This window comes from Zhenpiania hominis (genome assembly GCF_014333425.1).
Classification (GTDB): domain Bacteria; phylum Bacillota; class Clostridia; order Peptostreptococcales; family Anaerovoracaceae; genus Hominibacterium; species Hominibacterium hominis.
In genome coordinates this window covers 63,624-77,724 of the sequence record NZ_JACRYT010000003.1, presented here as the reverse complement: position 1 = coordinate 77,724, position 14,101 = coordinate 63,624, and the positions used below count along the sequence as shown (strand labels likewise).

Sequence of the window (14,101 nt, the reverse complement as noted above, 5' to 3'; positions counted from 1 at the left end):
GAGCCGTTCTATACGAAAAAAAGAGGATCTTTCGATCCTCTTTTTACGTTCATATCGTTTTAAGCTTCGGAAGAAACAACTTCCTTGCCGTTGTAGTAATTGCAATTTGGGCAAACTCTATGTGGAAGTTTAGGCTCATGACACTGCGGGCAAATGGAAAGACCCGGCGCAGTCATCTTCATGTTCTGTGATCTTCTTTTGTCTCTTCTTGCTTTTGACGTTTTCCTCTTAGGTACTGCCATTTCTACACCTCCTTTTTGCTCATTTGTGTAAACTCAGTTACAACTTCTCAATTATATAGTCCGGCGGACAAAATGTCAACCGTTTAATTGCCATTCTTTTCAATCCTTCTGTTAATTTACGCAATTACACGCGCGGCTGGCAGAGTCTGTATGTATCTCTGGCAATCATCAATTCTTCATTTGTCGGGATCAGAATGATTTTTACTCTGGAGTCGTCTCTGGAAATAATCATTTCCTTACCTCTTACTTTGTTCTTTACAACGTCCAGCTTAATTCCCAGGTTACCCAGGTCGTTACAGATGATGTCTCTCATGGAAACGTCATTTTCACCAACGCCGGCCGTAAATACAATCGCGTCTACGCCGTTCATTTCCGCAATGTAAGCGCCGATATAGAATCTTACTTTATGAGCGAATACTTTGATCGCCAGCAGCGCTCTTTCGTTTCCTTCCGCAGCCGCGGCTTCCAGATCACGGAAGTCGCTGGATACGCCGGAAATACCCAGTACGCCGGATTTCTTGTTCAGGATTTCGTTGGCTTCACCCTGCGCCAGATGTTCTTTCTCTCTGATATAAGTAACGATTGCCGGGTCGATATCTCCGGATCTTGTTCCCATTACCAGACCTTCCAGCGGAGTGAATCCCATGGAAGTATCGATACATACACCGCGCTTGATGGCGGATACGGAAGCCCCGTTACCCAAATGGCAAGTAATGATTTTCAGATCATTGATGTTTACGTTCAGAATATCGGAAGCCCTTTCCGCAACATATTTATGGCTGGTGCCGTGGAATCCGTATCTTCTGATTCCGTACTTTTCATAATACTCATACGGGATTGCGTAAATATAAGATTCTGGAGGCATAGTCTGATGAAATGCCGTATCGAATACCGCTACCATCGGAGTATCCGGCATCAGTTCTCTGCACGCCGCGATTCCCAGAAGATTCGGCGGATTATGCAGCGGCGCAAGTTCTACGCACTCTTCCAGTGTCTTCAGTACCGCGTCGTCGATTACAACGGATTCCGCGTATTTTTCACCTGCGTGTACAACCCGGTGTCCCACAGCGCCGATTTCACTCATATCTTTTACTATGCCGTGATCCGCGTCAACAAGGGCATCCAGCACATGACCGATTGCGTCCTTATGATCTGCCATCGGAGTAACCAGTTTAAACTTGTCCATTCCGATCTTTTCATGAGTGATTACAGATCCTTCCATACCGATCCGCTCTACGAGCCCCTTTGCTTCCAATACTTCATTCGTCATATCAAGTACCTGGTATTTCAGCGAAGAACTACCACAGTTGATAACTAAAACTTTCATTCCATCTTCCTCCATACTTTTATGATATTTTCTGCATAACCTGCATGTTCAAAACAACACCATCTATTATAATCTTCTTTTCACAGTTTTTCAAGGATTTTCAGGCAGTTTGCCAAGGCTTATGCTTTTTCCATATAAGGGCGCGTCACGTAATCGCAGTGCCTGTATAGTTCCATACCTGTCAGAATATTATAAATGTCTCCCGCCAAGATATCGTACTTCAATATTTCCGGCAAAGAGGCTTCTTTATTAATATTGGTAAAAACGGGAATTTGTCCCTGCTTCTTTATTTGTCGGATCACCTGCTTCCCCTTTTCGCCCGCAGCCAGCACCCTGGCGTAAAAACAATCTTCAAAAGAGGAAAGGCCCATTAGCATCTGGCACAGGATCCGGCGGATACGAGTTTTCGGATACCTCTTTGTCGCGATGCCCTCTACAAATTCTTCCAGACTGCGGCAGATACGAACCTGTGATTTCATCCGGTTTTCCAGGCCTTCACCCACAGAGAGGATCTGGGAAAGCTCTTCGGAAGAGCTTCGCAGCACAAGGCTCCGGATCAGCTCAAAGTAACCCTTCACTTCCCTCCGACAGGCAAAAGCTTCCTCCACCTGGGGCGGTACGCAGTTTTTGCGTTCCTCAGCCGTCAGTGTATGACGGATTGCCGACGCGCTGGCAATGTTTCCTGCCGGTCTGGCGTCAAAATATCCGGTTCCCTTTCGATTTACTATAATTGGTTTTATGTTACTTTTTTGATTTTTTAACTGTTTCAGGTACTCCAGAGCAAGAATATTATTGGGCGTTTTGGATAAATTCGCGAAATCCGGCCCCAAACAGGCTTCCACAGAGCGCTCTCTGGCCCGGGCATAGGAATAACCTTCCGCCAGAAATTCCTTGAAACATTCTCGAAATTCGGCAGTTTCCTCCGCAAGAAAACCCGCCAGGCGCTCCATCTCAGGCAGGCTGCCATGCTCCGCGCCAAATCCAATATGAGTCACGCATCCCAGCCTGTCCAAAATTCCGACGCCCCCTCTGGCAAAGGCTTCGGCGCTGTTTACCGCATAGGCAAAGGGCAGCTCCAGCACCAGATCCGCTCCGCACTGAACAGCAAGCCGGCTCCTGGTCCATTTATCGAAGACAGCAGGCTCTCCCCGCTGTGTAAAATTTCCGCTCATAACAACGACGCAGGCCTCCGCTTCCGCCAGCTTTTTGCACTGCTTAAGATGATATAAATGTCCGTTGTGAAACGGATTATATTCCGCGATGATTCCTACAATATTCATGGAATTATCATACCACACACAGGGTCAGAAAGAAAGCGATCAGACCGGCAAAAATACTATGAGTCAGTTTGGTAAGCAGAAAATACGGCAGGGGCACACCCGACCCGGACAGCATACTCATAGACTGGCCGATGATGGACAGTCCTCCCCAGGAAAGAATCATGGCCGCCAGGATGCAGATCCATTCAAAAGAAAGTCCCGCGCACTCCGACAGCGCGCCGCAGCCTACGGTCATTTCAAAGAATCCTTTGGCAGCCGCTTTTGCCGGCTGGTAGGGAATCCATGAGAATGCTCCGCTCATATGAAGCAGATCCGTCAGGAACATAAACAGAACAATGTAAGCCAAGATCACAGCCAGAGATTTAAAGGCCGACAGAATCGCTTCGGTAAACAGCTCCAGCAGATCACTGTTTTTTCGTTTTATCGGACGGGCAGATGACCGTTCTCCTCCGGAAAACAGCAGCGAGTAAAAAACACCGTTGATCATCGCTCCCAGATAGTGGGCCGCCGCGATTAATACTCCGGCAGAAGCGGAACCCAACATCCCTACCCCGACTGCTCCAATCATAAACGTGGGGCCGGACGTGCTGCAAAAGCTGATCATCCGCTTGGCTTCCCGGGGAGAAATTACATTCTCACGCCTCATATCCCCGATGATCTTCGCTCCCATGGGATAGCCGGACAGCACGCTCATGGCAAAGGGAAAGAGACTGGGTCTTATCAGACTGACCGCCCCCATGTAGTTCAAAAAATTCGCGCAGATGAAAAAGGGCAGCAGCGCCGGAAGCACGCTGGTAACCCAGAGGGAAATCCCCTTCTGCGCGGAATAGACAGCCACAGATGGAAACAGCACCATAAAAAGGCAGCAGGCCGATGTAAGAGCGCCCGCGATTATGAAATTCCGTTTTTTCCGCTTCATAAACATCTCCATGATTCATGGTATTCCCAAAATCATGGAGATATGTTCGAAAGATGAAATTATTTTTTCATATCAGGTTACATGGAATAAAGCAGTTTTTTTCATCAATTGGGATCACTTCCTCGCACATGCAGATAATCCCACCGCAGCCGCGCTGCTGTTTTGTTTTATCAAGCAACGCATATTTCTTAATCTCTCTGCGATCCGGATTCGCGGACTTTTTAATTTCCAACGGATGAACAAACCCGTTTTCTTCCACGATCACATCAATTTCTTTGGCATTGGAATCCCGATAATAGGTCAGGTTGGCCTTATCTGGGGAATAGGCAAAATGCTTCAGCAGTTCCATTACTACATAATTTTCAAAATAATGTCCACTTGCGGCTCCATGCAGCAGAGTATCTCGGGTAAGCCACATAGACAGACTGGCACACAAGCCGGTATCACAAAAATACAGCTTCGGTGTTTTGGAGAGCCGCTTCAGTTCATTATTTGCAAAGGGCGGCAAAAGACGGATAATCCCCAAACCCTGCAGAATCCGCACCCATTCCTTTGCGACTGGCTGCGAAATTTCAGCGGCTTCCGCCAACGTCTTATAATTCACCTGTTCTGCCGTTAGTGCCGCACAGGCATTGAGAAATTTTCGGAACCGTACCGTATCGGTAATCCCTCCTTCCTCCGCCACATCGCGCATTAGATAGGTTTCAATATAGGAGTTAAAATATTCCTGATGTTGTTCGGCATCGGCCTGCAATGTATCCGGCATTCCCCCACGCCATATATGCTCAAACACATCCTCAATATCATTCTTTTTCTTCGCAACCGACTGTCGCTCCAAAAGACAGGGAAGGGAAAAATCCAACTTATTTGAAAAACGCTCCCCATCGACTTCCGATTTAGAAAGACTGTATAATTCTAAAATCCCAACTCTTCCTGCCAGAGTTTCACGGATCTGCCTCATCACATTGTACTGCTGAGAACCGGTCAGCCAGAACAATCCCCGTTCTTCCGTTTCGTCACACATAATTTTGATCTGTTCGAACAATTCCGGCGCTTTTTGTATCTCATCAATGATAATCGGCGGCTTGTAGGTCTGAAAAAACAGAACCGGATCCGTTTGGGCAAGTATCCTGGACATTGTATGATCCATGGTGACATAAGTTCTGTCTTCTCCCTCAGCCAGATGCTTTAACATCGTCGTTTTTCCTACTTGACGCGCGCCTGTTACAAGAACTACTTTAAAATAATCCGCCATATGCAGGAACTTTCTTTCCAGTGCACGTTCAATATATACCATAACACAGCTCCTCATTTTTATGAAAATATAAATTCCAATTTATTTTATCCTGATTTTTTTTGCTTGTCAATGGTAAATTCCGACAAACTATCGGTTATCCACTTCGTGTGAAAGCCACAGTTCACCCTCCATATTCACCCACACCTTGGCTGAAAGCCCATACCGCGGGCGAACATTGCTGCCTAAAGCAAGTGGTTGTTCGCCCACAGCTGCTGGCAGGAAGGCCTGGGAGCAAACATTGGTGTAAACACAGGTGGGTTGTTTGCCCGGAGACTTAAAATCTCCCTCTTTTCTCCGCGAAATTCACCTTATTGGAAGCAAGCGGGCAAACAAGTCGTAAAAAAACCATAGGATGTTTACCCTCATGGCAGCTTCAGACGACTTCCGGGCAAACAGCACCGGGAGAAAAGGCAGGATGTTTGCCCGCGTTTTCTTCATCAAATATAATCCCCGGGCTTTATTTCAAAATCAGGACCATATACAGATTAAATTTTACACATCACACTCATAACGGGTTATTAAATATTTCCCCTCTTTCGTCTTTTCCAGCGTAAAGATTGCGAATAAAAGATCCGGATCATAAAGTTCCACACATACTCTTACTTTATTCGGGCCTTCCTCATAGCAGGTATCCATGAAATCTCTATTTATCATATAAAAGGTCAATCTTTCATAAAAATCATCTTCTTTAAGCTGTTTCTGGCATTGTATTGTGGCAATGTCTTTTATATTTTCATTTCGCATCCACCCATACTTGATCCGCAAAGCTTTTTCTACCGTTTTTTTAATCTCATTTCTCTCTTTTATATCACTTCTCTTTCCTGTTGTAGAGTATAGGAAAAAGCATACGAATGCTAAAATCACTGCCATGATGATGATTAATATTCTTCTTGTTTTTTTCCTCATAAATCCCTCCCTGCTTGAGTTCTGATGATGATTTATACCATACTAAATCCAACCCCTGACATATGGAATATTTTACTGATAAGCACTACCAAACCGTGCATAATAACCGGAGAAGCACTCAGAATGATGATGACAAAGATGATATAGCCTGAAATGGAGAGTTTATCACCGTACCTTTTCTTCGCAGCCGCAATGACGATTGCATTAATAACAATTATCAAAAGTAATCCTATCATTAATCCTGCCCGGTCATAATTTCCCATTTCTTTGAATAGCAATGAAAATCTCAATTGAGAAATAATCCAGAAACTAATAATGAAATTCAGGAGCACAATAATCGGTACAACTTTTCTATGAAATGTATGCATTGGATTTCCCCCTGCGACAATATGCCGCCTATTCGATTGCGAAAACCAGTGACAGGAAGCTTCCCAGAGCAAATGGGATTACAACCGTTATTGCTACCAGGTAAAGAATGCCAAGCCCATCTTCTTTCATGAATTTATCATGTATACGCCAGCACAAATAAATCAACGCGCTTATTATTAAAATGTTCATGAGAAAGTAAACATACATCCATATGTCATATACATAATAAAATAAGCAATTGAATGTACCGGCAATAACACTGCCGATTGTAAGCAATGCCGTAGAATACTCCTTAAAAACAACAGATTTATTTTTCATCGCAGCTTTTCCTCCTCTATAAGGTCCACATCTACTTCTTCTGCTGATGCACAATTTTTACTTCTTCCGCAAAGCTTCCATCCTTATTCTGAATAGTACAGGAATCAGCTCCGTCAATGGAATCTTCCTTTTTTAAAACTACATTCCGAGGTTCTACAATATTATTGTCTTTGCCGAGTTCAATCGGACACGCATGAATGGGAAGCAGACCTTCCGCGTTGTTAATAATAATCGTGCCTTCGCCCGCCAGATTGATGGAAAGCTTTTTTCTTGCCTGTATTTTTGCTGTTAATGAAATATCCGTTCCTTCTGTGCTGTTTTCCGCGTATAATCGCGAATCCCCCACGATTTCCATATTACGAAAGGATTTAAAATATCCTCCTCTCACAACTACATCTTGCATAACAAGATCCTCATGGGTTCTCACTCCATCATCCAGGTTTAAAGATGCTGCGGCATCTGCGCCCTTTATTAATACGCTCCCGGCACTTGCAATTTCCCGCAATCGGTTTTCCCCACGAACTGTGATTTGAAATTCTTTCGATTCCGGATTCGGCGACAAGTGATAGAATTACGCCATCCTTTTTTATAAGAATGCGATGTCCATCTTCTTCCCAGGAATCTTCCTGTTCTGTAGCGGAAATATGAATCCCTTTGCAAACGTCATTGGTATCTCCTCCCGCACAGGCAGTTACGCTCAGAAGGACAAGAATCACCATGCAACAAAATAATTTTCTTTTTAACATTTTTACAGGCTCCTCACGCTTTATCATTCTATGGCAGACATGTTTGAATCCATTTTTCACAGGCATTCTGGATTTTTTTCGCATCCTCTTTTTTCGTAATCAGGTTGGTTATGGTTTCAACAGCTCCATGTTATCTTTCAGTTCCATTTCTTTCGCATAATCATATGGTGTTTTTCCATCCCCATCCTTGATTTGAATGTCTCCGCCATTTTCAATCAAAAATTTCAGAATATCAACGCTTGGACTTTGCGCGGCAACATGCATAGGCGTATAATCACAATCCACATCCGCTATAATAGCGTTAATCGCAACCCCCTGCTTTACCAAATACCGCACACTTTTCAAGTCACCAATCGCAATCGCATTTTCCAAAGCAGAACATCCTTTCGTGCTCAGATCCACCTTCTGTGTTTTTAATTCCTTCACAATCTGCCGGATTAACGCGTCATTCCTCCATTCAATGGCTCGTTCCAGAGTCGTTACAGTCGGTTTTGCCCCCTCCGCAAGCAGCCGCTCCACATGCGCTTCGGATGCCTCTTCCAGAACGCCGTCTCCCTGATTTTTCACATCATAGGGTATGTCTCTTTTCAATAATTCCTGAAACACACTCTCGGTACAATCCGTATAGGCTGAATAACAATCCCATTCTGTCGGCTGATAGCCTTCCGCGAGAAGACACTGCACAGATTCCCGACTTCCAAAACTGCAGGCCGCGCTCCAGGTCCATTTTGGAAGGCGTTCTCTCCCCTGCATCAGAAGATTCAGGTTCTCCTGTTTTCCTCCAATCGCGGCATAGGTTACTGCCTTATATCTGGATTCTGTAGCCTTTTTTTCCGGATCCAGTCCCTGTTCCAGAAAAAATTCCACCGCTTCCTTTGAGTTGCAAAGAGCCGCGATATGCAGCGGAGTCATGCCATAATCATCTCGAATATGAAACGAATAGCCTTCTTTTCGCATGGTTTCTAAAGTTTTCACATTACAAAACGCGGCGGCAAACAAGGTTACATCCTTTTTATCTTTCTCAGGTACCCTTCCCTCCTGAACTGATTTCCGCAGGATTTGATCTTCACCGCGAATCGCTGCTTCCAGCGCGGAACTCTCCCCGCTTGATATCTTTTGACTCGTCAGCCATTCCAGCATCGGCGGAGCATACCAGTACCTCCATTCATTGTTTAAAACAGCATGCATAAGCTTGTCTGAGACTTCCGCGCCGGCCGCAAGCAGACACTGAGCCCGGCGCTTCGCGTCCGCCACACCGGGATGTACAAAAGCAAGAAACTCTTCCAGCGCTGGCTCTTCCCCCATATTCGCGCTACTTCCCCGTTTTATCAGTGCTTCTGTTACGCTCAGGCTTCGATTGCATACTGCTTCTGTCAGATAGAACCAATCTTCCTCCTTTTCCTGCTCTATCTCCACGTTTCCCTTTTCCAGCAGTTCTTGAATCACCCGATCATCGCTGCCACTGAAGGCAATCGCCAGAGCGCGCTCATCTTTGATTCTGAAAGGCGTGCTTTCAGAATAACCGAGTTTTCCCAGATCCAAATCCGGCTCCTGACGAAGCACTTCCCGCACACCTTGCAGATTGTTTCCCGTTACCGCTACATACATCTTCCACTTTTGTCCCTCTTTTTGCAGAAACCCGCAGCTTGTAAGGGACAAAAGGAGCACACTTCCAGAAAGAGCAATTGTTATCAAACGTTTCATTTCTTTTCCTCTTCATAATGCTTTGCAGCTGTCTGTTTCTATGAGAAATTATTTTTTCTCATATCCTATTCATATGCTTCCATGCCCTGATTACGCCTTTTCTCTATAGCCATTACAGACGCACTATTCCCGGATTCTGAGCTTTTTATATCCGCCTTTCGGATGTTCTGAGAAAAAAACAGGCGTTGAGCGTCGTTTAATGTTTGGAACTTTTTCTTCGATCAGCCAAAACAGTTCTTTTTTTATCAATGTTGGTCGAATATTTCCAATACATTCATAAGCTTCGTTCACCCAGGCAAGTTGTTCAATCCCCTCTTTATTTAATGTCATCTGGTAAACTTCGAAGTCTCCATTCAGATAAAACTCCCAGTCCGGCATGTAATCTTCACCCTCATCATCATCCTCCTCATCATCAATATCACTGTCTTCTGGCTCATCCCACACCCACTTTACATAGCCGGTATCCGCATCCTGCAGCCATATATGTTCCTCGGGGTTGCCAAAAGGCATAAAGCTTTCCGGCGGCAGAACATGATCCGCACCCCATAATCTCCAGGCAATCGGATCGTCAGGGTTATTTTTTGCATAGGCCGGGCGAAAAAATTCTTTTTCTATTCCGCAGGAAATCAGATACTCATATAGTTGTGGTGACAGATAGCTTTCAAAATCCGGCGTATTCGCTCCGGCCGGCCGCATCGCAAATTCTTTCCCTGTATTCGCCGGGAGTTTGATATAAATAGGGGCTTTTGGATGCCATTGACCCAATACCGAACTGACCGTTTCCAGACAGTCATACTTTTCTTCATTCCATCCATCATAATAATAGCACTGTTTCATAAACGTCAGAATAAATGCCTCCGCTTTAAAAAAGTCTTCCTCATCGTATTCTATATTTCCATATACTACAATATCAAACTGTTCCTTATACCTCTCATGGAATCGCCAGAAGTCCTCATATTTCCCATCCTTGCTTGTGATTTTATAACCATGCGGCCGTTTCCTCCATACATGGTATTTCTGAAATTCTTCATCAAATGCATCCACAATTCTTCTATCCGATTGTGAGAAATTTTCCATTTCTTCATCATCCAGTACGCCTCTGGGTCTTATTTCAATATCAAGACAAATATGCATCGCATCTCCTCTCAGTGTGAACTCCCAGGGAAGTTCTCTTTACTTTTTTACTACATAGGGTCCTGACACGTCTGCTCCGCTGTCTACCTCCGTCATATCGGTTCTTCTGGTTCAGAATGGCGGTTCTGCCTTTCTTCTTCTCGTAGCCGTTCAGACGGTTTGGTACGTTTTTTCATTCTCAATCAGGCATAACAAAAAATACAATCGCTAAGATCAATAGGCATGTCAACAGGGGATTTTGTATACTTAACTCAAACACACGTTTTAAAATATAACGTATCAAATTCTTTTTGTCCCCTGAATATTTTTCTTTTTTAACCTTTTTGACTTCTAAAATAAAATCAATCATCAAATAAGAAATTAACAGCAATAAGACTATACTTTCAATTATCATCTTCATTTCTGCTTACCTGTGTCTGCTTTTTCACAAAACAGTTTTTTTATACGGTATCTTATGAAAACAAAACTCAGTCCGGCAGCACAAAGAAAGGCCCCTATCATAACATACCGTGCGTTCAAATTCTGCCCTCCTCCTGATTGCAGATACCAACTCCATAACCGGTTGTATAAAAACGTAACCATAAAAATATTAATCGCACAAACCGCCCACCATAAATAATTGTAAATCAAAACCAATGACAAGGAGAGGAACCAAAACACCAGAACTGTCGTTTCCCGCAGGAAGAACTCTGCCATATTAAGTTCCCCTCCCAATAGAAAAAGTTCCCCCACCACAAGAGCCGCCATGCAAATCAGATTGCTTGTGTAAAGTTCCGCTATCATAGTGCTTTCCCTCTTAGCTCTTGCTTTTACACGCTCAATACTTTTAAACTGTAAAAATGGTGGAAGTATTCCACATAAAATAAATACCCAGTAATCTCCTTCTACCGTCATTAATCCCACGTCAAAAATTTTACAGAAAAATATATTGTTACATCCAAACAGCCAAACAAATTGCATAATTGTCAGTGGATTCCATTTTTTGAAAATCCGCTCAGATGAGTTGCTTCTCGACTTTGTTTTCATAGCTTCTTTTCTGTGTGCCTTTCTTCGTGTAATGTAAGCATGCTATACTATCCTCGGATCATTCGCACAGTACGCATACAGATGCAGCGCCCCCGGCTCCGCTGTCCATCTCCATTATACCGGTTCTACGGGTTCAAGAAAATCGATCCAGATCTACCCATTGGATCTTTTCTGCTTCAAAGATCAGCAGCTGCTTTGTCTCTTTAAACAGGACATGTCCAAAAGGGAGTACGGCATCCAAAATTGTACATATTTGAAACCGGTTATTTTTTGTATCAAGGACCACAATTTTTTTATCAACGTAGAACAAAATTAATAAGTTGTAGTCCTCATAATAACAAATTTCAGATGGGTAGTCTTTCATGGGTGCCTTTATTCTTTCGATTAATCTGAAGTCTTGATCCAGGAAAAGATAATAAGATTGAAAAAACCCATATTCTATTGCCAGAAAGAACTTCCCTTCCGGTTCGCCATAGCATAAATTTCCCGACTTTTTGGTCTCAGCCGCTGATAATTTTAAAATTTCAATATCCGTATTAAATAAAAATTGTTCTGACTGATAGTGCCGCTGTTCAATCTGCAAATCATTTGATTCGCTCCTCGGTTGGTAAAAATCTCCTTTTACAATTTGTAACCCATGCTTTTTATCAAAAAGGATTGCATCGTCCTCTTCTACTGTAATTATAGTCTCTGTCGCACCATTTTCCGTATCACATAATACTACTAAATAATCACCCCCGAACAGCAGCACGACCAATAAAAGTAAATTTATTCCTACCGAATAACACTGTTTGATTTCCCACTCTTCCTCGTCTGTTAATTCCGGTTCCAATACCTTCAAAACTCGAAAGGTCTCCAGGCTAAAGATCTTAATTGCGTCCACTGTGTAGCAGTATACCATATCTTCTGAAAGATTCAGATCCATTCCCAGAACATGTCTTATACTCAGTTTTGTGATTGGCTCTAGCGTCTCCAAATCATAGACCACTACTTTATATTCCTCTGCAACAATCAGATAATTTCTCTTATACGAAATTATACCTGACAGTCCCGGGATATTCATTTGATATTTCTTTCTCGTCATCGTTTCTTGCCGTTCTCCTTACTATGGACAAAGATTCTTTTCAGGGTAGGCACAAGATCGATTAAACACCAGAACACCACCCCTGACAAAATAAGAAGTACACTCAGGAAAGCGTCATCTTCCGGTCTGAAAGGGAAACGTAAATTTATCAGGCCAACGATTATAACCGTTGCTGCTACCGCGCTTATAACTCCTGCGTAGTTAATATTTTTAAAAAAGAATATCACTCTGTATGATGCCACTGTTGCAAACATAGGTGGAAAAATATAGCCTTGATAACCTATTTCAGAATACCCATAGTAGGGGTAAAACAAAAACGAACCTATCTCTGGTATTTTAGAAATAAAGTATTCAATTACGCACAAGGCTATATACACTCCCATATATGCAGACACGGCTGATAAATAGGCACATACATGTTTCCTGTTAAATGCTTTTTTAATGTCTTTCATGCGTACCTCCTAAAAGGCTCATTTTCTTAATTCAGACATTCTTTTCTTCATCTCCGGGGGAAAGTATTCTTGAAAAGTATACGTCCCCCGGACATTACTATCTAAATTATTGCCATTGGAATGTTCTTCTTTCGTTTACTTGAATAGTAAAAATTAAAATTGGATGGGCCATACCCAACTAATTTAGTTTTTAGTATTTTTTCATACCTTTCCCTAAATTTTCCTTTTTTCGTATAATATCTATTTCTAATATAAGATGTTCCTCCTAGTTTAAACCCCCTTTTCAATTTTCCGTATAACCATGTGGGATAGTTAATAATTGTATTGATAAAATAGGATAGCCCCGCACTTCTAATTTCCTTCTTAAGGACTTTTATCAGTTGTTTCTTGCCTTTTTTTCTTACTTTCCAAAAAGCTTTTCCCGTGCTTATCCACCCTAAGGCAGATAATGTTTTGTCAATTCCTAATAATAGAAAGTATGTGTTTCTACATTGATTTCTCGTATACGTTCTAATAAATGCATGTCCACTCGGATCCACATAATTCACCGGATTATTCGCACAGTACGCATACAGATGCAGCGTATCCGGTTCCATCTGTTCCCCGCGATATGTATCTTGCGTCAGGAATCGACCATCTTCCGGATCATAGAACCTGGCGTTATAGTAATACAGCCCCGTCTCTTTATCATACACCTGTCCGGTATAGCAAATCTCATTATCAAAGCTTTCCCCTATCCGAGCGGTCGTATTCCCGAATTCATCATATTCATAAGCCGCAACGACTGTTCCGCTATCATCAATCAGACTGGACGTACTTCCGCGAACATCCTTGTTGTATAGATACCAGGCTTCGCTGCTTCCTGTGCCTCTGGCTGTCGCGATTACATTGTCTTCCAGTCCCAGCAGGTTGAAACTGTCTCGCTGGTTCGCTCCATCTGTCGTATACAACACCTTGCCGTCCTGATAATAGTAGTTCCGAACGCTGCTTTCCTTCCCTTTCGTCTCTTCTTTCCGAATCCGATGTCCCTCTCCGTTATACCGATTCTTCTGATTCAGGAGGGTGGCTCCGTCTTTCTCCTTCTCGTAGTCGGTCAGACGGTTCGCCGCGTCGTAGATTATGGAAATCTTCGTTTGAGCTAGGAACATTTTTTTTGCTCTCCGACAGATCTATTCCCTTCCTACAATTTTAACTTAAGACGATTTCCGCAGAAATAAAGTTTCTAGTTATAATATCGGGTATATATGCTGTTACCACAAATACTATAATTATACAAAAAACTTGCAGTACTTTCTTC

Annotated in this window: 16 protein-coding genes; all 16 read right to left on the bottom strand. The window is 43.1% G+C overall.

From position 1 onward, the window contains the following. Positions 1–59: 59 nt before the first annotated feature. On the bottom strand, positions 60–242 hold the full coding sequence (gene rpmF, locus H9L42_RS04710) for a 50S ribosomal protein L32 (RefSeq protein WP_187302234.1): 183 nt from the start codon (positions 240–242) through the stop codon (positions 60–62). A gap of 124 nt (positions 243–366) precedes the next feature. Continuing rightward, on the bottom strand, positions 367–1,569 hold the full coding sequence (locus H9L42_RS04705; RefSeq protein ID WP_187302233.1) for an acetate/propionate family kinase: 1,203 nt from the start codon (positions 1,567–1,569) through the stop codon (positions 367–369). 119 nt (positions 1,570–1,688) lie between these two features. After that, positions 1,689–2,849: a nucleotidyltransferase gene (locus tag H9L42_RS04700; protein ID WP_187302232.1), complete on the bottom strand. Its 1,161-nt coding sequence runs from the start codon at positions 2,847–2,849 to the stop codon at positions 1,689–1,691. Positions 2,850–2,856: 7 nt separating this feature from the next. Continuing rightward, a complete protein-coding gene (locus H9L42_RS04695; protein ID WP_187302231.1) occupies positions 2,857–3,768 on the bottom strand; it encodes a hypothetical protein in 912 nt (303 codons plus the stop codon). Positions 3,769–3,835: 67 nt separating this feature from the next. Continuing rightward, positions 3,836–5,065, bottom strand: coding sequence for an ATP-binding protein (locus tag H9L42_RS04690; RefSeq protein ID WP_187302230.1), 1,230 nt, complete (start codon positions 5,063–5,065; stop codon positions 3,836–3,838). A gap of 492 nt (positions 5,066–5,557) precedes the next feature. Next, entirely contained in the window at positions 5,558–5,971 is a 414-nt protein-coding gene (locus tag H9L42_RS04685; RefSeq protein ID WP_187302229.1) for a hypothetical protein, read from the bottom strand. A gap of 32 nt (positions 5,972–6,003) precedes the next feature. Continuing rightward, complete coding sequence (locus tag H9L42_RS04680; protein WP_187302228.1) at positions 6,004–6,339, bottom strand: hypothetical protein; 336 nt, start codon at positions 6,337–6,339, stop codon at positions 6,004–6,006. 28 nt (positions 6,340–6,367) lie between these two features. Further along, positions 6,368–6,658, bottom strand: a complete 291-nt coding sequence (locus H9L42_RS04675; protein WP_187302227.1) for a hypothetical protein — start codon at positions 6,656–6,658, stop codon at positions 6,368–6,370. Between the two features lie 31 nt (positions 6,659–6,689). Continuing rightward, on the bottom strand, positions 6,690–7,061 hold the full coding sequence (locus tag H9L42_RS04670) for a hypothetical protein (protein WP_187302226.1): 372 nt from the start codon (positions 7,059–7,061) through the stop codon (positions 6,690–6,692). 28 nt (positions 7,062–7,089) lie between these two features. After that, on the bottom strand, positions 7,090–7,404 hold the full coding sequence (locus H9L42_RS04665; RefSeq protein ID WP_187302225.1) for a hypothetical protein: 315 nt from the start codon (positions 7,402–7,404) through the stop codon (positions 7,090–7,092). Between the two features lie 108 nt (positions 7,405–7,512). Further along, entirely contained in the window at positions 7,513–9,108 is a 1,596-nt protein-coding gene (locus H9L42_RS04660; RefSeq protein WP_187302224.1) for an ankyrin repeat domain-containing protein, read from the bottom strand. Between the two features lie 123 nt (positions 9,109–9,231). Continuing rightward, on the bottom strand, positions 9,232–10,242 hold the full coding sequence (locus H9L42_RS04655) for a hypothetical protein (protein WP_187302223.1): 1,011 nt from the start codon (positions 10,240–10,242) through the stop codon (positions 9,232–9,234). A 396-nt stretch (positions 10,243–10,638) separates the two neighbouring features. After that, positions 10,639–11,268 (bottom strand): hypothetical protein, encoded by a 630-nt coding sequence (locus H9L42_RS04650; RefSeq protein ID WP_187302222.1) that lies wholly within the window; start codon positions 11,266–11,268, stop codon positions 10,639–10,641. A gap of 133 nt (positions 11,269–11,401) precedes the next feature. After that, a complete protein-coding gene (locus tag H9L42_RS04645; protein WP_187302221.1) occupies positions 11,402–12,352 on the bottom strand; it encodes a hypothetical protein in 951 nt (316 codons plus the stop codon). Beyond that, positions 12,349–12,804 carry a hypothetical protein gene (locus H9L42_RS04640; RefSeq protein ID WP_187302220.1) on the bottom strand — a complete coding sequence of 152 codons (456 nt, stop codon included), beginning with the start codon at positions 12,802–12,804 and terminating at the stop codon, positions 12,349–12,351. The genes H9L42_RS04645 and H9L42_RS04640 overlap by 4 nt, the downstream gene beginning before the upstream one ends. Before the next feature lie 101 nt (positions 12,805–12,905). Then, positions 12,906–13,952 carry an RHS repeat domain-containing protein gene (locus tag H9L42_RS04635; protein WP_187302219.1) on the bottom strand — a complete coding sequence of 349 codons (1,047 nt, stop codon included), beginning with the start codon at positions 13,950–13,952 and terminating at the stop codon, positions 12,906–12,908. Positions 13,953–14,101: the final 149 nt, after the last annotated feature.

Coding starts and splice junctions, on each gene's coding strand:
- H9L42_RS04700 (WP_187302232.1), bottom strand. CDS start 2,849: ATGAATATTGTAGGAATCATCGCGGAATATAATCCGTTTCACAACGGA.
- H9L42_RS04635 (WP_187302219.1), bottom strand. CDS start 13,952: ATGTTCCTAGCTCAAACGAAGATTTCCATAATCTACGACGCGGCGAAC.
- H9L42_RS04705 (WP_187302233.1), bottom strand. CDS start 1,569: ATGAAAGTTTTAGTTATCAACTGTGGTAGTTCTTCGCTGAAATACCAG.
- H9L42_RS04680 (WP_187302228.1), bottom strand. CDS start 6,339: ATGCATACATTTCATAGAAAAGTTGTACCGATTATTGTGCTCCTGAAT.
- H9L42_RS04645 (WP_187302221.1), bottom strand. CDS start 12,352: ATGACGAGAAAGAAATATCAAATGAATATCCCGGGACTGTCAGGTATA.
- H9L42_RS04685 (WP_187302229.1), bottom strand. CDS start 5,971: ATGAGGAAAAAAACAAGAAGAATATTAATCATCATCATGGCAGTGATT.
- H9L42_RS04640 (WP_187302220.1), bottom strand. CDS start 12,804: ATGAAAGACATTAAAAAAGCATTTAACAGGAAACATGTATGTGCCTAT.
- H9L42_RS04690 (WP_187302230.1), bottom strand. CDS start 5,065: ATGGTATATATTGAACGTGCACTGGAAAGAAAGTTCCTGCATATGGCG.
- H9L42_RS04655 (WP_187302223.1), bottom strand. CDS start 10,242: ATGCATATTTGTCTTGATATTGAAATAAGACCCAGAGGCGTACTGGAT.
- H9L42_RS04675 (WP_187302227.1), bottom strand. CDS start 6,658: ATGAAAAATAAATCTGTTGTTTTTAAGGAGTATTCTACGGCATTGCTT.
- H9L42_RS04650 (WP_187302222.1), bottom strand. CDS start 11,268: ATGAAAACAAAGTCGAGAAGCAACTCATCTGAGCGGATTTTCAAAAAA.
- H9L42_RS04660 (WP_187302224.1), bottom strand. CDS start 9,108: ATGAAACGTTTGATAACAATTGCTCTTTCTGGAAGTGTGCTCCTTTTG.
- H9L42_RS04665 (WP_187302225.1), bottom strand. CDS start 7,404: ATGTTAAAAAGAAAATTATTTTGTTGCATGGTGATTCTTGTCCTTCTG.
- rpmF (WP_187302234.1), bottom strand. CDS start 242: ATGGCAGTACCTAAGAGGAAAACGTCAAAAGCAAGAAGAGACAAAAGA.
- H9L42_RS04695 (WP_187302231.1), bottom strand. CDS start 3,768: ATGAAGCGGAAAAAACGGAATTTCATAATCGCGGGCGCTCTTACATCG.
- H9L42_RS04670 (WP_187302226.1), bottom strand. CDS start 7,061: ATGCAAGATGTAGTTGTGAGAGGAGGATATTTTAAATCCTTTCGTAAT.